This is a genomic window from Labrys sp. LIt4 (genome assembly GCF_017813775.1).
GTDB classification, from domain to species: Bacteria; Pseudomonadota; Alphaproteobacteria; order Rhizobiales; family Labraceae; genus Labrys; species Labrys okinawensis_A.
In genome coordinates, this window is sequence record NZ_JAGIPY010000007.1 from 303,550 (window position 1) to 323,395 (window position 19,846).

The following is a 19,846-nucleotide window of genomic DNA, read 5'->3' on the forward strand; positions in this document are numbered from 1 at the left end:
CGGTCGACATCTTCCGCCGCAAGCGGCTCACCTCCAACAATCGGTCAGGGAGTCGAAATGCCGGCTTTTCTCCGCCACAGGCCCGCCGCGAGATAGGCGAGCGCTCCCAGGGCCGTGATCCAGAAGCTGGTCGGCCAATCGGTATAGAAAGCCAAGATCAGACCGATCCAGGCGATGGCGACCGCCAGGGCGATGGACATGAGCAGTCCCTGCTGGACGCGATGGCTGATTCGCAACGCGGCCGCCGCGGGCGCGACCATCAGCGCGAAGACCAGGAGCACGCCGACGATCTGCATTGCCTCGGCCGTGGCCAGGGCGACGATCACCATGAACAGGGCCGAGATGCGCGCGGTCGACAGGCCCTTGGCCTCGGCGAGCTCGGGCTGCAGGCTGGCGAACAGGAGGGGGCGTCCGATGGCGCCAAGGCCGATCAGGCAGAGGAGGCCGAGGCCGGCCAGAATCCAGACCGTGCCAAGGCTGACGCCGAGCACATTGCCGAATAGGAGATTGGTCACCGCCCCGGCATAGGCCTTGTAGAAATAGAGAAACAGCAGGCCGATGCCGAGCGAGAGGGTGAGCACGATGCCGATGGCGACGTCGCGATGGGCGCGCTCGCCCAGCAGGCCGATGCCGATGCCGGCCAGAACGGTGAAGACGGTGAAGCCCACAAAGGGCGAGAGGCCAAGAAGTGCGGCGCCGGTCGCGCCGGGAAAGCCGACATGCGCCAGGGCATGGCCCGCAAAGGTTTCGCCGCGCAGCACCAGGAAATAGCCAACGGCTCCGGCGACGATCCCCACGATCGTGCAGGCCATGAAGGCGTTGCGCATGAACTCATACTCGAACATTGCAGGATTTCTTTCCTGGGACCGCCGGCTTCCAGCCGGCTCTTGGAACCATTGACCTTACAGGCTGGGAAGAGCCGGCTGAAAGCCGGCGGTCCCAGGAGGATGCCTGCTCTCCCAGATTTCACCCTGCATGCACATGGCTTTCCAGCTCGCCTTCCTCGGCCATCACGAAGATGCGGCCATTGACGCGGGCCACATGGATGGGCGTGCGGTAGAGATCGGACAGGACATGGCGGTTGACGACCTCGTCGACGGTACCGATCGCGGCCCGGCCATGGCCGAGATAGAGCACCTGATCGACGGCGTTGAGCAGCGGGTTGATCTCATGGGCGCAGAACAGCACGGCGATGCCGCGTTCCGAGGCGACCTCCTTGATCAGTTCGACGATGCCGCGCTGATGGGCCGGGTCGAGGCTGGCGAGCGGCTCGTCCATCAAGAGGAGCCTGGGGTCGCCGATCAGGGCCTGTGCGATCAGCAGGCGCTGGCGTTCGCCGCCTGAAAGCTGGGAGATAGGTCGGCGGGCGAGGTCGGCGGCGCCGACCCGCTCGATCGCCGCCCAGGCCGCTTCCTTGTCGGCCGCCGACGCGAAGGGCCAACCCCACCGCGTGCCCTCGATGGCGCCGAGCACGAGTTCGTAGCCGCTGAGGCCGAGCTGGGCGGCGCCACGGCGCATCTGCGGCATGTAGCCGATCTCGGGATTGCCGCGTCGCGGTGCTTCGCCGAGCACGCTGATCCGCCCGGCCTGAGGCGTGACCAGGCCGAGCACGGCGCGCATCAGCGTGGTCTTGCCGGCGCCGTTGGGACCGAGCAGGCCGACGAACTGGCCTTCTGCAATGGAAAAGGAGACGCTGGACAGGATCCGGCGCCTCCCGAGGGTCAGGCTGACTTTCTCGAAACCGACAGCACTCACTGGGTCAAACCGGATAGGGCCAGATCCACCTGGCCGAGCTGTCCATCGAACCAGGCCTGGATCGCGGTGCCGGCCGGCATGGTTTCGGTGACGCCCACCACCGCGACCTTGTGATCCTTGGCAATCTGCAAGAGCCGCTTCGTGGTCTCATCGGTGACCTGATTGTTGTAGAACAGGATCTTGGCCGAGCCGTCCTTGAGGCTGTTCTCGAAGGCGGCGACCTGGCTGGGGCTCGGCTCGCTGTCATTCATGATCGCGGTCTGGAAATCCTGGTTGAGCATCTTGAGGCCGAGGGCATCTGCCATATAGCCGAAAACCGGCTCCGTGGCGGTCACCTTGACGTCCTTGTACTTGGTCTTGATCGCATCGACCTGTTTCGTCAACTCGGAGAAGGACGCCTCGAACTTGGCGAGATTGGCTTTGTAGTCCGCGGCATGGGCAGCATCGCGCTTCTCGAGCTCGGCGGCCAGTGCCGAGGCCACGGCCGGAAACGTCTTCAGCTCATACCACAGATGGGGATTGTCGCCCGCCTTGTGCCCGGTGAGCGCGGCGGCGACGATCGCCTTGCGATCCGGGTTGACGGAGGCGGAAAGCAGCTTGTCCATCCACGGATCATAGTCGGCGCCGTTATAGACCACGATCGCGGCGGTCGAGAGAGCGCGCGCGGTGGACGGGCTCGATTCGAACAGATGCGGATCATCCTCGGGATTGGAAAGGATGGAGGTGACCTCGACATGTTCGCCCCCGATCTGGCTGGCGAGGTCGCCATAGAAATTCTCGGCGGCGACGACCTTGATCTTCTCGGCGGCAGCGGCCGGGGAAGGCATGATCGCTGCCGCGGCCATCAGGACGGCGGCAAACATCATCGAACGCATCGTAATCTCCGTGACATCAGAGGGGGCAGCCTGCACGCTTTTGCAGAGGCTGAAATGTTATAATATAACAATCTTTGATTAGCGGGCGAAACGAGGGATGTCAATTGCATCCGGCCGGATTGCCCCGAACACAGGACTTCGACTTCGGATTAGTGACATCGCCGGAAGGCGGATTCCGGATGCGCGGCATCTCGTCCAATCTAGGAAACGCGGAATTCGCGGCATAGGAAGAGGGGCAAGATGCCCGCGCACCCGGAAATGACGCAAGCCGCGCACTCCAAAATTGGGCGACGCTCACCTGAACTCGATGCCCCCGGCCCTGCCTTGCCCACCGGTTGCACTCGCCTGTAACCACCGATACATCTCCGAGGCGCCATAAAGCTGCTACAACAGCGTCGAAACTTGCCGCCGACCTCCCGGAGCAACGCGCTATAGAGGGCTTTTCATGCGTTCCCCCGTTCTCCTCGTCCTGATGGCCACCACCATGCTTACCGGTACTGCTGAAGCCGCCGAACTCGTTCTCAAGCGTGCCGTGCTCGGCACAGGGGGCGTCGGCTATTTCGAATATGCCGCAGAAGTCACGGGCAAGGAGATGCTGACCCTGCGCGCCCGGCTCGACCAAGTCGACGATATCCTCAAAAGCGTCCTGATCCTCGATCCGGCCGGCACCGGTTCGGCCACGCTGCCGGGCAAGGCCGGTGCGGACGAGACCTTCGCTTCCCTGCCTTTCGCGAAATCCGATCTCGACAGCATGCCTGCCCTGATTGCGGCGCTGAAAGGGGCCGAGATCAAGCTTTCCGGCCCACGTAAGCTGGAGGGGCGGATCGCCAGCGTGCAGACGGAGACGGTGACGAGCAAGGACGGCGGCACCATGACCCGTACCAGGGTCTCGGTCTTCTCCGGCGCCGCGATCGAGCAGTTCATCCTGGAGGAGGCCGAAGGGCTGGAATTCAAGGATATCAGGCTCGGCGAGCAGGTCGAAACCGCGCTCAAGGCCCTGCGCACCGCGCAGGACCGCTCCGGCCGCGACATTTCCATCCAGCTCGCCGAGGGCGGCAAGCGCACCGTGCGCATCGGCTATGTGGCGGAAGCGCCGGTCTGGAAGGCCGCTTATCGCCTGACGCTGCCCAAGGCCGACGAGGACAAGGCGCGCCTGCAGGGCTGGGTCGTCCTGGAGAACATGACGGGCAATCCCTGGAAGGATGTCGAGGTGACGCTGTCCTCGGCCTCGCCTGTGACCTTCCGCCAGGCGCTCTACGATCCCTATTACGTCCAGCGCCAGACGATCGCGCCGCCGGTGAGCCGCACGGCATTGCCGCGCACCGATGCCGGGCAGCAGAACCTCGAACTGAAGGCGACGGCCGGCGGCGGCTCTGACCAGGCCATGTATGACATGGCGCCGACACCAGCGCCCGCGGCCGCCCCGATCGCGCCATCGGCGCGCCTTCGCAAGAACCAGGCATTTCTCGGCCAGGGTGGTGGCGCCCAGGAATTCAGGATGGCCGAGCCGCAGGAAGCCGGCAGCGCCGCCGAGGAGAATGCCGCCGGGGCCAGCTTCACCCTGTCGAAGCTGGTCAGCGTCGGCTCGGGCGAGAGCCTCACCATTCCCTTCGTCGACGTCAAGATGCCGTCGCAGGCCGTGGCTTGGTATCAGGGCGGCAGCCGCAATCCCTGGCAGGCGCTGACCTTGAAGAATGATGGCGCCACCTCGCTCCCGGCGGGGTCGGCCACCATTTACGAAGCCGCGGAGGCCGGGCCGCTCTTCTCCGGCGAGGCGCAATTTCCGTTGTTGCCGACCGGCGATTTCCGCCTGATCGGCTTCGGGGCCGACCAGAAGGTGCTGGTCGACTCGGAGGCGAGTTCGGCCAAGGCGATTACCAAGATCAAGGTGGTCGACGGTACGCTCCAGGTCGAAAGCCGTCTGCGCCAGACCACGACCTATCGGGTCAAGAACGGCGCCGGCGAGCTGCGCCATATGGTGGTCGAACAGCCGCGCGTCGCCGACTGGACCCTGGTGGAACCCAAGGCCGAGGAGGCGACCATCGCCGGGCAGGCCTATCGCATCCGCTTCGACGTCGAGGCTGGCCAGTCCCGGCAATACAAGGTCACGCTGGAAAGACCCGTTGTGGAGGCAATGGCCATTGCCGATGTCACCGGCGAGCGCATCCAGGCTCTGATGGCCGCGCCCGATCTCGACGCCGAGACCAAGGCCCGGCTTGCGACGGTTGCCGAGGCGGCCAAGGCGAGCGACGAGGCGCAGGCTGCCACCAGCCGCCTGGAGGAACAGCGCGATGGCATCACCCAGGACCAGGAGCGCATCCGCGAAAACCTGAAATCGGCGCCGCAGGGGTCCGATCTCGCCCGGCTCTATTCGCAGAAGATGCTGGAACAGGAAAAGGCTCTCGACAAACTCGACGGAGCGATCAAGGACGCCCGCGCCAAATATGAGGCGGCCCGCAAGATCCTCGGGGATCGCGTGAGAGCTCTCTAGAGCAAAGCGCGTTCAAGCGTGAACGCTTATTTGCTCTAACTCGTTGTTCTGACGCGTCTTTGTGATTCTTGGTGACTCCGTCTAATCGCAAAACGCTCTAGCTATAGTCGCATTTGGCCGAAGCAGGCGCTGGAGATATGGAGTGTCGACCTCCGGCCGACATCTCTTGCCGAAAAGAGCCGCCTTTCCAGGATTGTCGACCGCGCGCCATCAGTTGATGGAGCTGAGGCCGCCCCGCCAAATCGGACCGGCTTGAAGTCACGACTGCAATCCCGAAGCAAAACGCAGGTGAGCCCGGCGACCGGGCCTTGCCTCAGCGCCCCACCAGCTTCCTGACCTGACGGACGCAATCGATCGTGGCGGCCTTTGAGCGGTCGATGATCGCCGACTGTCCCGGCGAACGGGGCTTCAGGCCCATGCGGCGCAGATAGTAATTGGCCCGGTAGACGTCCTTGTACTTCCAGTTCGGAAATTCGAGATTGAGCGACAGGCTGATCGAAATATTGTCGTGGTTCTGGAGCCAGTGCGCGCCGTGGGTCGGAATATGCACCGCGTCGCCAGGCTGGAGCGTGATCTTGCGGGCCTTCCGTTCGGCTTCCGGCTTGAAGGTGCCGGCGGTGGTCGTCACCGCGTAATAGCGCTCGAGTTCATCCTCGGTGGTGATGCTCCGATCCATCGGATCGCACACCCAGATGTCCTTGCTGCCGTGAATCTGGGTGAGGACGTTGACCTCGGCATCGAAATGGTAGGGGGTCTTGCGCCGCGGCGAGGTGATGAAGATCAGCATTTCGGTATTGCTGAGCAGCTTGGAGCCCTCGGGGCCGGCAATCCGGCGAATGAAGTCGTCGAACTCGTCCAGCACTTTCTTGTAGCGCGGATCGATTTCGATGTGCTTCATCACCATCCAGGCGCCGGCCGTCTCGATCCGGTCGATGACCTGGCGCACCGTCATGTCCGGTTTGGGGACAGAGCCCCATTTGTCGGTGATCGAGAGATCCCCGGCATCCCAATAGAGGTCGCCCGGGCGCTTGGCCGCTTCCTCCGCCACGCTCGCCAGCGCATCGATCGAAAACAGCGGGTGGCTGGCCAGAGGGTGCTGCATCGAAAAAGCAGCCTTGTGAAGCAGGCGGCGGCACTCCTCGAATGGTTCTACCGTCGACCATTGATCTGAATGCTGAACAATAGATGGTTTCGCCAGCATGCCTCGTTTCCTCTGATTTGGGCGGAATATAACAGTAATTAGCGGTATGATTTATTGATTTATCGCAGATTTTTACTTGGCAGACGAGGCGGGTGGCAGAGTCTTTCGGGGGCGTCCAAATCAATCTTTAGTAGGAGGGAGATGTTCTCTTCCTCGCTCGGAAGCCGTATCACTTAAGGGAAGTCGATGCCCTGCGAACGACAAGATGAACGTCTGGGGCGAGGGGCTCTATCCAATGCACACGGCATCGCACAAGGCGATCGGGGTGCGCAAAGGCACGGTTCGGTCAGCAAAAATCGTGCCTTCTGCCGCCAGGCGAACTATAAAGGCGCAACCGGCGACGCCTCACTGATCCAGCCGGTTTCGAGGGTAACATGCGGCGCTCGGCACGCTTCTTCACTGGTCTGGTTCTATCGCTGGCGCTCGGCCTCTATGCAGCCGAAGCCGCACTGGCGCGCAATCTCGCGCTGGTCATCGGCAATGATTCCTATGCCAACGTCACGTCGCTTCAGAAGGCGGTCTCGGACGCCCGCGCCATTGCCGACCAGCTCGAAAAGCTCGGCTATGTGGTGAGGCGGGTCGAGAATGCCGATCAGCGCGGCATGAGCCGGGCCCTGGTGGCTTTCAACGCCGATATCCAGCCCGGCGATCGGGCGCTGTTCTATTATGCCGGGCATGGCTTCGAGATCGGCGGCACCAACTACCTGTTGCCCACCGACGTGCCCTCGGTCCAGGCCAATCAGCAGGACCTCATCCGCGATGCGTCCTTTTCAGTGGAGCGGGTCATCGACGGGATCCGGGACAGGGGAGCCGGCGTTGCCGTGCTGGTGCTGGATGCCTGCCGCAACAATCCCTTCGCCAATGACAGGTCGCGTTCGGTGGCCGCGACCCGCGGCCTTGCCCGTGTCGACGCGCCGGAGGGTGTTTTCGTCCTGATGTCGGCGGGCGCCAAGCAGGAGGCACTCGATCGGCTGTCGGACCAGGACGGCAATCCCAATTCCGTGTTCACCCGCAGCTTCCTCGGCGAATTGTCGAAGCCCGGCCAGACCCTGGTTGAGATCGCCAAGAAGACGCAGGTCGATGTGCGCTCTCTGGCGGCCAGTGTCGGCCATGACCAGACGCCTGCCTATTACGACCAGGTCATCGGCGACGTCGTGCTGTCGGATGCGGCGGCCGCCGCCCCGGAGGCCGGCCAGCAGGTCGCCTCGGCGAATCCGCCTGGCAACACTGGTCCGAACATCCGCACCGAGATCAACACCGTCGGACGGACCGAGGCCGGCAAGGGGGTCACCATCGGGCCGGGCGTGAAGCTCGGACCGGGCGTCACCCTCGCCGGCAAGGAAGCCCGTATCGCCCTGCAGCATCCGGCCAATCCGCCCACGACAGATCCGGCCAAGGCCTTGAATCTCCAACAGGGCGGCGCGGCGACCGGCCAGCAGCTCGCTCTGGTCCGGCCGGACACCAAGCCGGGTCAGCTGACGCAGCCGATCGGCCGTGCCCCGATCGCCAGTTTCTCGCGCTCCAATGCCGGCTGGACGGTGACATTGTCCCTGCCCGAGCCGGCGACGGCCTTGTCATACCGGGTCGGCGAGGCCGGCGAGTTCAAGGAAACCGGCCTTCTCGACGTGCTCGACCAGCGCACGGGCGGGCGCATGCCCAATCCGTCCTTCTCGATGTCGCCGCGGGCCCAGGCAAGCATCATCCAGGTGCGCTATCGCAGCATCGATGGCGCCGATGTCGGCCCGTTCTCGATTCGCTTCGACCCGGATATCGCTCTTTACGAGGATCAGCGCCGCAGTCTCACCTCGATCCAGGGCAGCTGGGTGGAGTTTCGCGATTTCAATGGCGTGCTGGTCTATTTCACCACGCTGGTGAGCTATCGCTGCGCCATCACCGAGGTGCGTTACGGCCTCAACGGCGCACCGCCGCTGACCCGCTTCGACCTGCCCGTCTGCAACATGAAGGATCCCTATTCGATCCCCGACAATGCCAAGACCTACCTGAAGGTGCCCGGCAGCACCAAGTCGATCAGCGTGCAGGTGACCTGGCGCGACGGCTCGCAGTCCGAGGTCAACACGGTGGAGAAGGATTGAGGCCGGGAGGTCGGGCGAAGAAGGGCCGCACTCTTTGCTTGGAAGCGTCTTTGTGGTTTGAAGGGCCCGTTCAAATCACAAAAAACTTCTGCATCGTTCGCTTCCATGACCTCTGCTCCAGTTCTTCCCGACGGCTATTCCGACGTTCCACCCGGCATGCTTGCCAATGTGGTCACCTGTCTGCAGATGCTGCAAAGACCCAAGCCGAAGCCGGCGAGGCCGCTCGAACGGCCGCTGACGCTGGAGAGGATCGAGAAACCGGCGCTGACCGACTATCGCGCCCTGTTCCGCGCTGTCGGCGAGGACTGGCTGTGGTCTTCGCGCCTGGTCATGCCGGACGCCGAACTCGCGGCGATCCTGCAGCATCCCGATGTCGAAATCTATGTGCTCGGTGGAGGCAAGCAGCGGCTCGGCCTGCTCGAACTGGACTTTCGTCAGCGCGGCGAGTGCGAGCTTGCCTTCTTCGGTCTGGTGCCGCAGGCGATCGGGCAGGGGGCCGGCCGTTTCCTGATGGACCAGGCCCTTGCCAAGGCCTGGGCGAGGCCCATCGAGCGGCTGTGGGTGCATACCTGCACGTTCGACCACCCCGGCGCCCTCGGCTTCTACCGCCGCTCGGGCTTCGTGCCTTTCGCCTTCCAGGTGGAGGTCCAGGCCGATCCGCGTCTGAGCGGGCACCTGCCGCGTGGAGCCGCGCCGCATGTGCCGCTGGCCGATTTCAGCGCCTGATTCTATTTCGCCGGCGTCAGGCGCAGCAGCCGCCCATCCGAATCGTCCTCGATCAGCCAGATTGCCCCGTCGCGATCGACGGCGACGTCGCGGATGCGGGCGCGCATCTCCCAGCGATCGGCCTGGCGGGCGCCGTCCTTGCTGTCGAAGGCGATGCGCACCAGTGCTTCGCCCCTGAGAGCGCCGATGAAAGCCGAGCCCTGCCACTGCGGAAACAGCTTGCCTGAATAGAAGGCCAGGCCGGCGGGGGCGATGATCGGGGTCCAGTAGATCACCGGGGCTTCGAAGTCCGGGCGGGTCCGGTGGCGAGGGATGGGGACGCCGCTGTAATTGTCCCCATTGGAGACGAGGGGCCAGCCATAATTGGCGCCCCGGCGGATCAGATTGAGCTCGTCGCCGCCGCGCGGGCCCATTTCGTTTTCCCACAGACTGCCGTCGGGGGCGAAGGCTAGGCCATAGGGATTGCGATGGCCCAGGCTCCAGATCTCGGCCTGGGCACCGCCCCGGGCCGCCATCGGATTGTCGGCAGGCGCCGAGCCGTCGAGATTGAGCCTGAGGATCTTGCCGAGATTGGTGTCGGTGTTCTGGGCGGTTTCCGGCTCCATGCGGTCGCCGGAGCTGAGGAAGAGATGGCGCCCATCGGGAGCGAAGGCGATGATGCCGCCGGGCTGGCCGCCCCCGCCCTTGGGCGTGGCGCGCCAGATCACGGCAAGATCGCCCAGGAGCACCTTGCCGCCGGCCTCGTTCAGCCTGGCACGCGCCAGGGCCAGCGTGCCGCCACCGGAGCTCGGCTCGACATAGCTGAAATAGATCAGCCCGTCGCGGGCGAAGCCCGGCGAGGCTGCGATGTCGAGTAGTCCGTTCTGGCCGCCGGCCCGCACGCGCGGAACGCCGGAGACCTCCGTCTTGGCTCCGGCCGGGGTCACCAGGAACAGCCTGCCGCCCTTTTCGGTGACCAGCATGCGCCCGTCGGGCAGGAAGGCGATGGCCCAGGGCGTGTCGAAACGCGCGACGGTGGTGGCCTTGAAGGGGCGGCTCGCCGAGGCGGGGCTGTTGGCTGCGTTCACTTCGGCGAAGGCCACACTGGGGAGGACGGCGACGCCCCCGATGAGTGCGGCGGTCAGAGCGATTCGAACGGCATTGCGCATATGAGTCCCCCCGGCCCGCACAATCTGCCGGCGGGGCCCGGCTGCATCAATCTCAGCCGATTGCGTCCTTCCAATGACCGGAGGAGGTTGTCCGTCGGCGACATAGCGGACAGATGTCGCCCTTGCGCAGGATGGCCTCGGCGCAGCGCAGATTGATCCAGGTTGCGGCCAGGAAGATCACGGCAAAGATCAGGCTCTGGGGCGAGAGATCGATCATGGCCATGCCGCGCCGTGCCAGCTGGATGACGAAGGTCGCTGCGACCAGGACCGAGAAGCCGGCGCCGATCGCGCTGAAGGCGAGGCGCAGCAGCGGCCAGGCGGTCGACGAACGCCGGCGCTCCCAGAGGAGAAGCCCGAAATTGGCCAGGGGCGCCACCAGAAACACCGCCACGACCGGGCCGAAAAAAAGCAGGATCCACTCGAAATTGCACAGGAGTTCGCGGCAGGGCAGGCTGTCGATGTAGAGATAGACACCCCAGTAGAACAGGGCGAATGTGCCGCTCGCCAGCCCATAGGCCAGCAATCCGTTGGAGAAAGCCTTGATCTGTGACGGCGTAGGAGAGGTCATGGTCCTGTCCTGCTGGCTTGCTCGAGATCATTTAAGTTAGTGAACGAACGCTAACTTAAATGATCTCCATGCCATCGTCAACCACATTCGGTCCTCATTGAAGGCGATGTGGGAGGGCGCGTGCGATCGGACACCAAACAGGGGATGAAGAGGACCGTCACCGAACAGGTTTGATCCGCTGCTGCAAGGGCGCGAAAGCGGTAAATCTACTCGCGTAGAGCGAAAATCCTGCCACTGGCTTAGACCCTTTGGCGGATATCGTCTTCACGGGCCACCCGGCGTCTTCGTCGTCCAGCAGCGTGAGAAGCCGTCCCCGGCTGCCAGCCTGTCCGGCGACAGATAGTGCTCGTTGTAACACTGCGATAGAGGAACAGGCGGCAAATGGGGCATTGGCCGACACGGCAGGGGTCGGTCATGCCGGCGGGTTTGGCCGGGTCAACTGCAGCAGATCCCAGAGGTTGCCGTACAGGTCCTCGAAAACAGCGACGGTGCCGTAGGCCTCCACCCGCGGCTCCTCGTGAAATTGCACGCCGCGCGCAAGATAGAGGCGATGATCGCGCCAGAAATCGTCGGTGTTGAGGAACAGGAAGACGCGCCCGCCCGTCTGGTTGCCGATTGCCGCCGTTTGGGCGGGAGAGGCGGCCTTGGCGAGAAGCAGGCGGGTTGAGCCGGTACCGGGCGGAGCGACCAGCAGCCAGCGTTTGCCGCCGCCGAGATCACTGTCCTCGACAACCTCGAAACCGAGTTTGCCGACATACCAATCCCTGGCCTCGTCATAGTCGCGGACGACCAGTGTGACTGCACCCAGATACTGCGGCATCGTCTCTCCCGGTGTTGAGGCGCTGGCTTGTGGGAATGCCGCGTGTTGAAGGCTCCGTCTTTAGCCCTGGATCCGCTTCCTTCGCCGTCTCCCGCGCCGCTCGAGAGCGGCTCAGCCGGGGCGGCGGCAGCACGGATTTGCCGACGGTTGCTTACGAATGCTGCGGCGGGTCCTGGCGCACGGTTTCCAGCTTGATCGCCGGCTGGGCGTCCTTGGCTTCAACCGCCTTGCCGCCGACGATGGAGCCCAGGAGGCTACCGAGGGACTGCCGCTCGGTGTAGAGCACGATGACGCAGGAGATCGCCAACGGGATGAGCAGATAGAGCAGCCGGAACATCAACAGGGCCGCGATGATCTCTGCCTTGGACTGGATTACCGCGGGGTCGCTCGGATTGGCGCCGGCCGGCAGCATGATCAGCAGGAAGACCGCCTCGAACACGCCGACGCCGCCCGGGGCGTTGGAAATCAGGCCGGCGCAGAAGGAAGCCAGGAACATGCCCAGCACCACGAAGAAGCCCGGGTTGAGGGCATCGGGCAGGGCGAAATAGATGATGCCGGCCGCGCCGACGATCTCAATGGGGGCGGCGAAGAGCTGCCGGAAGGCGATGGTCGGCTTGGGATAGGCGATCTGCAGCGAACGGATGCGCAGCGGCTTGAGATGCAGGATTGCGCCGGCCTGGTAGAGCAGCACGAAGGCGAGCATGGCCAGGCCGAGCAGGAAGGCGGCGCTGGGTGGGAAATGGAACAGGCGCGAGAGCAGTTCCGGCTCGCCCACCAGCACGATGCCGCCGAGGAACACGGCGCCATAGGCGAAGGTGAAGGCGCAGAAGGCCGTGACCACGGTGACCTCGGCTGCGTTCAGTCCCATCTTGGAATAGGCCCGGTACCGCACCAGGCCGGAGGAAAGCACGGACACGCCGATATTATGTCCCAGCGCATAGGCGACGAACGAGACGACCGAGACCACCGGCCAGGACAGCTTCCTGCCGACATGCATCAGGGCGATGCGGTCGTACCAGGCAAGGGCCGCATAGGCGAGCGTGGTGGAGGCGAAGGCCAGCAGGAGCATCAGAGGGCCGCGATCGACCACGGCCTGCCAGACCTGGCCGACTTCGACGCCCTTGAGCTCCTTGGACAGGAGATAGACCGAGAATACGACGGCGGCGAGCCCGATGACCGGCCAAACATATTCGAGCTTGTTCTTCATCATGTCCGTCTGGGTAAGGTTTCGAACCGGTTGCCGAAACGTGTCGTCACACCGTGTCCCGTAAAGCCATAAACAACGGGATCGTGTCGAACACAAGACAACCGGATGATGAGCGTCGCAGAACGGTCACGCCGGAGACAATCCTACTTTTAACGCAACTAACATGTATTTCCCTCTGAGGCGCGTTAACTCGCTGTAATTCATGCGTTGTCGGCGCGGCGCTCCGAAGCTAGCATCCGGTCAAATCGTCTTTCGCGCGGACTGTTCCATGCTTTCTCCACCGCCTTTCATGCTGACGACCGGGCCGGTCACGGCCTATCCGGCCGTGCTCAACGCCATGGCCCGGCCTGCCGTCTATGATGGGCATCATGCTTTCCAACAGTTCTACCGCGCGGTGGTGGGCAAGCTGCAGGCCGCCTTGCGCCTTTCGAACCTGCCGCTGATCCTGCAGGGGGACGCGCTGCTCGGGCTCGAAGCCGCCGCAGCCTCGCTGATCGGCTGCAGGGACGTCGTGCTCAATCTCGTTTCGGGGGTCTATGGCAAGGGCTATGCCGGCTGGGCCCGTCGTTATGCCGGCGAGGTGATCGAACTCGCGGTGCCGTTCGACGAAGCGATCGACCCGGACCGGGTGCGCGAGGCGCTGGCGGCGCGCCCCGATATTTCGATCATCACCGTCTGCCATCACGACACGCCGTCGGGCACGCTCAATCCCCTGGGGGAAATCGGGCGTCTCGGCCGTGAGCACGGCGCCTATGTCATCGCCGATGCGGTTTCCTCCTTCGGCAGCCTGGACGTGCATCCGCAGGAGGCCGCGATCGACATTTTCGTCACCTCCGCCGCCAAATGCCTGGGGGCCACGCCGGGCCTCAGCCTGCTCGCCGTCAGCGACCGGGCCTGGGATCGAATCAAGGCCAATCCGCAGGCCCCGCGCGCGTCCTTCCTCTCCCTGCTCGATTGGGAACTGGCCGCGGAGGCGGGCCGGGCCTTTCCGGTCACGCCGTCTTTGGCCGAGATCCATGGTCTCGACGCGGCGCTCGACCTCTACCTCCAGGAGGGGCCCGAGCGGGTCTGGGCCCGGCATGCCCGCACGGCGGCAGCCGCGCGGGCGGGGTTGAAGGCGCTGGGCCTGAAGCCATGGCCGGCAAGCGAAGCGATCGCCGCGCCGTCCGCTACGGTCTTCCACGTGCCGGAGGGCATGGGTGACATTCGCCTGCGCGATACGCTGCTGGAGCGCTATGGCGTGATGTTGTCGCTCGGGCGCGGCGAGACGGCTGGCAAGGTGCTGCGCATCGGCCATATGGGGCCGGCGGCCGAGCCGATGCTGGCCGTGACGGCGGTTGCCGCGCTCGGCGGCGCGCTGAACTGTCTCGGCAAGCCGGTCGATGCGGGCACCGGGGTCAATGCCGCGCTTGCCATTCTCGAGCGGGCGTCATCCAATCAGGCTGATTCGAAAGGCTCCTCCCGGGAGGTTGCACATGCCAATCCTGCTTAGCCGCCGCTCATTCCTGCTTGCCAGCGCCGGGACGGCCCTGGCGCTTGGCCTGCCGCATCGCGGCCGGGCCAGCGAGGTGCCGGCTGGCCGGCTGACTGTCGCCGCCGATTCCGAGCCGACCAATCTCAATCCCGCCATCGTTGCCTCGAACGGCGTGTTTTTCGTGGCCAGCAAGGTGATCGAACCCCTGGCCGAAGCCGACTACAACGGTCCGGACGGGCTGGCGCCGAAGCTCGCCTTGTCCTGGGAGGGGGCGGCAGACGGCAAGGCCGTCACCTTCAAGCTGCGCCCCGACGTGAAATGGCACGACGGCAAGCCCTTCACCTCCGCCGATGTCGCCTTCTCCGCCCTGGAGGTGTGGAAGAAACTCCAGAATCTCGGCCGCGTCGTGTTCAAGGATCTCGACAGCGTCGATACGCCCGATCCCCTGACGGCAATCCTGCGCTTTTCGGCGCCGACGCCGTTCCAGCTCATCCGCAACTGCCTGCCGGCCCTGACGTCGGTACTGCCCAAGCATGTGTTTGCCGGGACCGACATCATGAAGAATCCGGCCAATGAGAAGCTCATCGGCACCGGGCCGTTCAAATTCGCCGAACACAAGCCGGGCGAATATTATCTGCTCAAGCGCAACGAGTCCTACTGGGCCCAGGGCCAGCCGCATTTCAACGAGATCCTGTTCAAGGTGCTGTCCGATCGCCAGTCGGCCGGCGCGGCACTCGAGGCCGGCGAGATCCAGCTCGCGGCATTCTCGGCCGTACCGCTCGCCGATCTCGACCGCATCTCGAAGGTGCCGGGCCTCAAGGTCTATTCCACCGGCTACGAAGCGCTGATCTACCAGATGATCGTCGAGATCAACCACACCCGCAAGGAACTGGCGGATCTGCGCGTGCGCCAGGCCATTGCCCATGCCATCGACAAGGGCTTCGTGGTGCAGGCGATCTTCCGCGGATATGCGACGGCGGCCACCGGCCCGGTGCCGCAGACCGACAAGACCTTCTACAATCCGGATGTCGAGCGCTACGAGTTCGACCCGGCCAAGGCCGAGACCCTGCTCGACGAGGCTGGCTACAAGAAGGGCGCGGACGGCATCCGCTTCCATCTCAAGCTGCTGCCGGCGCCGTTCTTCAACGAGACCGTGCAGTTCGGCGCCTATCTCCGGCAGGCCTTGGCCAAGATCGGGGTCGATGCCGAGATCATCTCCAACGATTCGCCGGCCCATCTGAAGGCGGTCTACACCGACCATGCCTTCGACCTTGCCGTCGGCACGCCGGTCTATCGACAGGATCCGGCAATCTCGACAACCATCCTGTTCCAGAGCGCCATACCGGCCGGCGTACCCTTCTCGAACCAGTATGGCTATGCCAATCCCAAGACCGATGCGCTGATTGCCTCGGCCGCCGTCGAGATCGACCCTGAGAAACGAGCCGAGCTCTACAAGCACTTCCAGAAGCTGGTGGTGGACGATCTCGCACTCATCAACGTGGCCGAGTTCTCCTTCATCACCGTGGCCAGCGAGAATCTGCAGAACGTCTCCAACAACCCGCGCTGGGCGGTGTCGTCCTGGGCGGATACCGCCCTGCCGGAGATGGCGCCGTGACATTCTCCCCGGGTGCGCGGACGTCTCGTCCGCATCTTGGAATCGCTGCGCCCGCGGGAAGCCAAGAGCGGACGAGACGTCCGCGCACCCGGGAATAACCGTCCGTGGCCTCACGCTTCCTCCGGCGCCTGGGCGGCGCCCTGGTGGTTCTGCTCCTCGTCGTCATCGGCGCCTTCTTCATGCTCGAATCGGCGTCGGGCGATGCCGTCGATGCCTATGTCGCCGGTATCGGCGGGGCCGACGCGGCGCGGATTGCCGAACTGAGGAGCGAGTGGGGGCTGGACCAGGGACCGGCCTTTCGGCTCAGGGCCTATCTCTCGGCCCTGGCTCACGGCGATTTCGGCTGGTCGACCGCCTTTCAACGGCCGGTGCTCGGCATTTTGCTCGAGCGCCTGCCGGTAACCCTGATCACCATGGGCTCGGCGCTGGCGCTGGCATTCCTGCTCGGCATCGTGCTCGGCTTCCTGGCGGGCTGGCGCCCGAATGGCTGGCTCGATCGCATCCTGTCGCTGGGCTCGCTCGCCCTCTATGCCATGCCCGGCTTCTGGCTCAGCCTGGTGCTGATCCTGGTCTTTTCCGTCACGCTGCGCTGGCTGCCGGCCAGCGGCTTCGAGACCGTGGCCTCCGGCAAGGCGGGCCTGGAGCGGGCGAAGGATATCGCCTGGCACCTGGTGCTGCCGGTCAGCGCGCTCGGCCTGCTCTACATGACCCTGTTCCTGCGCCTGTTGCGTGACGGCATGGAGGAGGTCTGGCACGCCGATTTCATCCGGGCCGCGCGCGCCCGCGGCGTGACGGGCTGGCGGCTGGCGCTGAACCATGTCGCCCGCAATGCCCTGGCACCGGTGATCACCATGCTCGGCCTGCAGTCGGCCTCGCTGCTTGGGGGCAGCGTGGTAGTCGAAAGCGTTTTCGCCATCCCCGGTTTCGGCCGCCTGGCAGCCGAGGCGGTTTCCCGCCGCGACACGCCGCTGCTGCTGGGCGTGGTGCTGTTCAGCGCCGTCGTCGTCATCGTCATGAATCTGCTGGCCGATCTGGTGCAGGCCTGGCTCGATCCGCGCATCGGCGCCAGCGAGCGTGTGGCATGAGCATGCTGTCGGCCATGCTGCGCAGCGGGGAGGGGCGTGCCGGCCTGGTGTTGCTCGCTCTGTTCGCCGCGCTTGCCCTGACGGCGCCGTTCGTCTTTCCGGGCGATCCGCTGGCCATCAGCGCGCCGCCGCTGCTCCCGCCTTTCACCGATTCCGCTCATCCCCTGGGAGCCGACCGGCTGGGGCGCGACATCGCCGCCGAACTTGCCTGGGGCAGCCGTACCACGCTTCTCGTGGCCGTCGCCTCGGCGCTGGCTTCCCTGCTGCTCGGCTGCCTGGTCGGCACGCTGGCCGGCTTCCTCGGCGGCTGGACCGATGACGTGCTGATGCGCCTCTCCGATGCCTTCCAGACCGTACCGGCCTTTCTCCTGGCCATGGCGCTGATCAGCGTGACCGGACCGAGCCTACCGGCCATCGTGCTGGCCATCGCCGCCGGTGCCTGGCCGCAGCCGGCCCGCATCGCGCGCGCCGAAATTCGCTCCTTGCGCGAGCGCGATTTCGTCGCTTCGGCCCGGGTTGCCGGCATGCATCCGCTCGCCATCGGCTTTCGGGAGATCCTGCCCAATGCCCTGCCGCCGGTGATTTCGCTCGCCGCGATCATCGCGGCGGCGGCGGTGCTGATCGAGGCCGCCTTGTCGTTCCTCGGCTTCGGAGACCCCAACAGGCCGAGCTGGGGCAGCATGGTGGCTGAAGGGCGCTCGCTCCTGCGCAGCGCACCCTCCCTGTCGCTGGTGCCGGGCCTCGCCCTCGTTGCGATGGTGCTGGCGATCCATCTCACCGGGCGGGGCTATGCCAAGGCGTTGCGCGTGAGGGAACCGGCGGCATGAAGCTTTTCTCCCTTCGCGGCTTTGGTGTCTCCTATCGTGACCGGACCGGCATACATCCGGCCTTGCAGGGCATCGACCTCGATATCGAAGCCGGACGGCATCTGGTCTTGCTGGGCGGAAGCGGATCGGGCAAGTCGACCCTGGCGGCGGCCCTGGCAGGACTATTGCCGGCCAATGCCGTGACCGCCGGCCGCTTGAGCCGGCCAGGCTTTGCGGCTCAGCCGCGTGCCGGGCGCGATATCGGCATGGTCTTCCAGGACCCGGGCGGCAGCCTCGACCCGCTGATCCGGGTGGGCGACCAGATCGCGGAGGCGCGCCGGGCCTGCCGGGGCGGGAGCCGTGCGGACGCGCTGGCCCTGGCGCGGGATTGGCTCGGCCGCATGGCCTTGCCGGACCCGCACGCCGCGTCGCGCAAATATCCGCATCAGTTTTCCGGCGGCCAGAAGCAGCGCATCGCCCTCGCCGCGGCGCTGGTCAGCGAGCCCAGCGTGCTGATCGCGGACGAGCCGACCAGTGCGCTCGATTCGATCACCCAGCATGCCATCGTCGAGTTGCTTCGGACGCTGACGACCGGAAGCGGGCTCACCTTGATCTTCGTCACCCACGACATCGCCTTGGCCTCCCAATTGGCAGACGATGTCGCGGTGCTCTACCAGGGCCGCCTGGTCGAGGCCGGCCCGGCGGAGCGGCTGTTCCGGGCACCGGCCCATCCCTATCTCAGGGCCCTGTTGCAGACGCGCCAGGAACTGAAAAGTGGGGAACTCGGGAATGAGGAGCTCGGGCATCCCCGTTCGCGCCGTTTCGCCGAGATCGATCCAAGGGATTTTTCCGTCAAGGTGCCCTCTGCAGCGCAGGAGCATGACCATGGCTGAGGCCCTGCTCGAAATCGGGGCGCTGTGCAGCAGCGTCCGCGGTCCGGCAGGGCGGCATGCCGTCCTGAATGGTGTCGATCTTGCCATCGCACCGGGCGAGATCGTCGGCCTGGCGGGAGGCTCCGGAGCAGGCAAGACCAGCCTCGCCCGGGCGATTCTGCGGCTCCATCCGGTCGATTCCGGCTCCATCCGTTTTGAAGGGCGGGAGATCGCGCATCTTGCCGGCAAGGCTTTGCGCCGTATCCGGCCGCGACTGCAGATGGTGTTCCAAGATCCCTTGGCCGCCTTCAATCCGCGGGCCCGGGTCGAGCGCGTCATCGGCGATCCCCTGCGAATCTGGCATTCCCTGTCTCGGACACAGGAGAGGCAGCGGATCCTGACGCTGATGGAGCGGGTCGGCCTGCCGGAACGGCTGCTCGGCCGTTTTCCCCATGAGCTGTCCGGCGGCCAGCGCCAGCGTGTCGCCATCGCCAGGGCGCTGGCGACGGATCCGGCCCTGATCATCCTGGATGAACCGGTCTCGGCGCTCGACGTGGCCGTCAGGGCGCAGATCCTCAACCTCCTGCTCGACATTCGCGAGACATCCGGTACGGCGCTTTTGTTCATCGCCCATGATCTGGCGGTGATGGCGGCCCTGTGCGACCGGCTCTGCGTGATGGATGCCGGGCGGATCGTGGAGTCCGGCTCTCCGGACCGGCTTGTTGCAGTGCCGCAAAGCGAAATGACCCGTTTGCTGGTCGCCGCGGTGCCGAAAATGAGATTCTGAAAATTTTTCGCGAGTCGCAGGGCGATTTCGACTCGGATTCGGCGTACGCAGGCCGGTATCGACTGGAATTTATCCACAGGGCAGGAAATCTTTGGTGCGCCGCAATATGGTAAATTATTCCTGATGGGGGCTGCAAACGGCCCAAAACGGGCATTTTGGATGAGTTTCAATCTGGATGGAGGGGAGCCGCTCCCATGGGTCCGACATGGTCCCATGACGATTTTGCAAAAATCCGCAAAAGGGGGCGTTGACACCGGCGGTTGGGCTCTTCTATACAGCGGCCATCGACGGACGGCGTTGCCGCGGATTGAGCGGCGGCGCTG

General features: G+C 65.0%; 17 protein-coding genes. 9 read left to right on the forward strand and 8 right to left on the reverse strand.

Annotated features, from left to right (window positions below; all coding sequences use genetic code 11):
• Positions 1-44: 44 nt before the first annotated feature.
• The 3 genes from J8I29_RS15920 to J8I29_RS15930 form a co-directional block, all read right to left on the reverse strand.
• On the reverse strand, positions 45-845 hold the full coding sequence (locus J8I29_RS15920) for a metal ABC transporter permease (RefSeq protein ID WP_209432385.1): 801 nt from the start codon (positions 843-845) through the stop codon (positions 45-47).
• A 121-nt stretch (positions 846-966) separates the two neighbouring features.
• Entirely contained in the window at positions 967-1,755 is a 789-nt protein-coding gene (locus J8I29_RS15925; protein WP_209432386.1) for an ATP-binding cassette domain-containing protein, read from the reverse strand.
• Positions 1,752-2,630, reverse strand: coding sequence for a zinc ABC transporter substrate-binding protein (locus J8I29_RS15930; protein ID WP_209432387.1), 879 nt, complete (start codon positions 2,628-2,630; stop codon positions 1,752-1,754). Before J8I29_RS15930 ends, J8I29_RS15925 begins: the two co-directional genes overlap by 4 nt.
• Before the next feature lie 445 nt (positions 2,631-3,075).
• Here J8I29_RS15930 and J8I29_RS15935 point away from each other — a divergent pair, with 445 nt between their 5' ends.
• Positions 3,076-5,121, forward strand: coding sequence for a DUF4139 domain-containing protein (locus tag J8I29_RS15935; protein ID WP_209432388.1), 2,046 nt, complete (start codon positions 3,076-3,078; stop codon positions 5,119-5,121).
• Between the two features lie 313 nt (positions 5,122-5,434).
• Here J8I29_RS15935 and J8I29_RS15940 read toward each other — a convergent pair whose 3' ends face one another.
• Positions 5,435-6,223 carry a cupin-like domain-containing protein gene (locus tag J8I29_RS15940; protein ID WP_181161266.1) on the reverse strand — a complete coding sequence of 263 codons (789 nt, stop codon included), beginning with the start codon at positions 6,221-6,223 and terminating at the stop codon, positions 5,435-5,437.
• Between the two features lie 473 nt (positions 6,224-6,696).
• Between J8I29_RS15940 and J8I29_RS15945 the strand changes: the two genes are divergently transcribed.
• Together J8I29_RS15945 and J8I29_RS15950 are read left to right on the forward strand one after the other, a co-directional pair.
• Positions 6,697-8,415, forward strand: a complete 1,719-nt coding sequence (locus J8I29_RS15945) for a caspase family protein (RefSeq protein ID WP_209432389.1) — start codon at positions 6,697-6,699, stop codon at positions 8,413-8,415.
• Positions 8,416-8,520: 105 nt separating this feature from the next.
• On the forward strand, positions 8,521-9,141 hold the full coding sequence (locus J8I29_RS15950; RefSeq protein WP_209432390.1) for a GNAT family N-acetyltransferase: 621 nt from the start codon (positions 8,521-8,523) through the stop codon (positions 9,139-9,141).
• Positions 9,142-9,143: 2 nt separating this feature from the next.
• Here the strand turns inward: J8I29_RS15950 and J8I29_RS15955 are convergent, their stop codons facing one another.
• The 4 genes from J8I29_RS15955 to J8I29_RS15970 form a co-directional block, all read right to left on the reverse strand.
• Positions 9,144-10,289 carry a PQQ-dependent sugar dehydrogenase gene (locus J8I29_RS15955; protein WP_209432391.1) on the reverse strand — a complete coding sequence of 382 codons (1,146 nt, stop codon included), beginning with the start codon at positions 10,287-10,289 and terminating at the stop codon, positions 9,144-9,146.
• A 52-nt stretch (positions 10,290-10,341) separates the two neighbouring features.
• Positions 10,342-10,857, reverse strand: a complete 516-nt coding sequence (locus tag J8I29_RS15960; protein WP_209432392.1) for a hypothetical protein — start codon at positions 10,855-10,857, stop codon at positions 10,342-10,344.
• Positions 10,858-11,269: 412 nt separating this feature from the next.
• Positions 11,270-11,677: a VOC family protein gene (locus J8I29_RS15965; RefSeq protein ID WP_209432393.1), complete on the reverse strand. Its 408-nt coding sequence runs from the start codon at positions 11,675-11,677 to the stop codon at positions 11,270-11,272.
• A 151-nt stretch (positions 11,678-11,828) separates the two neighbouring features.
• The gene (locus J8I29_RS15970) at positions 11,829-12,887 is read right to left on the reverse strand and encodes a lysylphosphatidylglycerol synthase domain-containing protein (RefSeq protein ID WP_245197038.1); all 1,059 of its coding nucleotides are present in this window, start codon (positions 12,885-12,887) and stop codon (positions 11,829-11,831) included.
• A gap of 265 nt (positions 12,888-13,152) precedes the next feature.
• On the opposite strand from J8I29_RS15970, the gene J8I29_RS15975 reads away from it, so the two are divergent.
• The 6 genes from J8I29_RS15975 to J8I29_RS16000 all read left to right on the forward strand — a co-directional run bounded on the left by J8I29_RS15975 (position 13,153) and on the right by J8I29_RS16000 (position 19,523).
• Complete coding sequence (locus tag J8I29_RS15975; RefSeq protein WP_245197039.1) at positions 13,153-14,376, forward strand: alanine--glyoxylate aminotransferase family protein; 1,224 nt, start codon at positions 13,153-13,155, stop codon at positions 14,374-14,376.
• Positions 14,360-15,973, forward strand: a complete 1,614-nt coding sequence (locus tag J8I29_RS15980; RefSeq protein ID WP_209432394.1) for an ABC transporter substrate-binding protein — start codon at positions 14,360-14,362, stop codon at positions 15,971-15,973. Before J8I29_RS15975 ends, J8I29_RS15980 begins: the two co-directional genes overlap by 17 nt.
• A gap of 104 nt (positions 15,974-16,077) precedes the next feature.
• The gene (locus J8I29_RS15985; RefSeq protein WP_348536031.1) at positions 16,078-17,058 is read left to right on the forward strand and encodes an ABC transporter permease; all 981 of its coding nucleotides are present in this window, start codon (positions 16,078-16,080) and stop codon (positions 17,056-17,058) included.
• Positions 17,055-17,885, forward strand: a complete 831-nt coding sequence (locus J8I29_RS15990; RefSeq protein ID WP_209432395.1) for an ABC transporter permease — start codon at positions 17,055-17,057, stop codon at positions 17,883-17,885. Before J8I29_RS15985 ends, J8I29_RS15990 begins: the two co-directional genes overlap by 4 nt.
• Positions 17,882-18,757 carry an ABC transporter ATP-binding protein gene (locus J8I29_RS15995; protein WP_209432396.1) on the forward strand — a complete coding sequence of 292 codons (876 nt, stop codon included), beginning with the start codon at positions 17,882-17,884 and terminating at the stop codon, positions 18,755-18,757. The genes J8I29_RS15990 and J8I29_RS15995 overlap by 4 nt, the downstream gene beginning before the upstream one ends.
• Positions 18,750-19,523 (forward strand): dipeptide/oligopeptide/nickel ABC transporter ATP-binding protein, encoded by a 774-nt coding sequence (locus tag J8I29_RS16000; protein ID WP_209432397.1) that lies wholly within the window; start codon positions 18,750-18,752, stop codon positions 19,521-19,523. The genes J8I29_RS15995 and J8I29_RS16000 overlap by 8 nt, the downstream gene beginning before the upstream one ends.
• Positions 19,524-19,846: the final 323 nt, after the last annotated feature.

What these genes read in the sequence shown, in the direction of transcription:
- J8I29_RS15945 (WP_209432389.1), top strand. Translation starts at nt 6,697, where the DNA reads ATGCGGCGCTCGGCACGCTTCTTCACTGGTCTGGTTCTATCGCTGGCG.
- J8I29_RS15980 (WP_209432394.1), top strand. Translation starts at nt 14,360, where the DNA reads ATGCCAATCCTGCTTAGCCGCCGCTCATTCCTGCTTGCCAGCGCCGGG.
- J8I29_RS15930 (WP_209432387.1), bottom strand. Translation starts at nt 2,630, where the DNA reads ATGCGTTCGATGATGTTTGCCGCCGTCCTGATGGCCGCGGCAGCGATC.
- J8I29_RS15965 (WP_209432393.1), bottom strand. Translation starts at nt 11,677, where the DNA reads ATGCCGCAGTATCTGGGTGCAGTCACACTGGTCGTCCGCGACTATGAC.
- J8I29_RS15995 (WP_209432396.1), top strand. Translation starts at nt 17,882, where the DNA reads ATGAAGCTTTTCTCCCTTCGCGGCTTTGGTGTCTCCTATCGTGACCGG.
- J8I29_RS15990 (WP_209432395.1), top strand. Translation starts at nt 17,055, where the DNA reads ATGAGCATGCTGTCGGCCATGCTGCGCAGCGGGGAGGGGCGTGCCGGC.
- J8I29_RS15955 (WP_209432391.1), bottom strand. Translation starts at nt 10,289, where the DNA reads ATGCGCAATGCCGTTCGAATCGCTCTGACCGCCGCACTCATCGGGGGC.
- J8I29_RS15975 (WP_245197039.1), top strand. Translation starts at nt 13,153, where the DNA reads ATGCTTTCTCCACCGCCTTTCATGCTGACGACCGGGCCGGTCACGGCC.
- J8I29_RS15920 (WP_209432385.1), bottom strand. Translation starts at nt 845, where the DNA reads ATGTTCGAGTATGAGTTCATGCGCAACGCCTTCATGGCCTGCACGATC.
- J8I29_RS15960 (WP_209432392.1), bottom strand. Translation starts at nt 10,857, where the DNA reads ATGACCTCTCCTACGCCGTCACAGATCAAGGCTTTCTCCAACGGATTG.
- J8I29_RS15950 (WP_209432390.1), top strand. Translation starts at nt 8,521, where the DNA reads ATGACCTCTGCTCCAGTTCTTCCCGACGGCTATTCCGACGTTCCACCC.
- J8I29_RS16000 (WP_209432397.1), top strand. Translation starts at nt 18,750, where the DNA reads ATGGCTGAGGCCCTGCTCGAAATCGGGGCGCTGTGCAGCAGCGTCCGC.
- J8I29_RS15940 (WP_181161266.1), bottom strand. Translation starts at nt 6,223, where the DNA reads ATGCAGCACCCTCTGGCCAGCCACCCGCTGTTTTCGATCGATGCGCTG.
- J8I29_RS15970 (WP_245197038.1), bottom strand. Translation starts at nt 12,887, where the DNA reads ATGATGAAGAACAAGCTCGAATATGTTTGGCCGGTCATCGGGCTCGCC.
- J8I29_RS15935 (WP_209432388.1), top strand. Translation starts at nt 3,076, where the DNA reads ATGCGTTCCCCCGTTCTCCTCGTCCTGATGGCCACCACCATGCTTACC.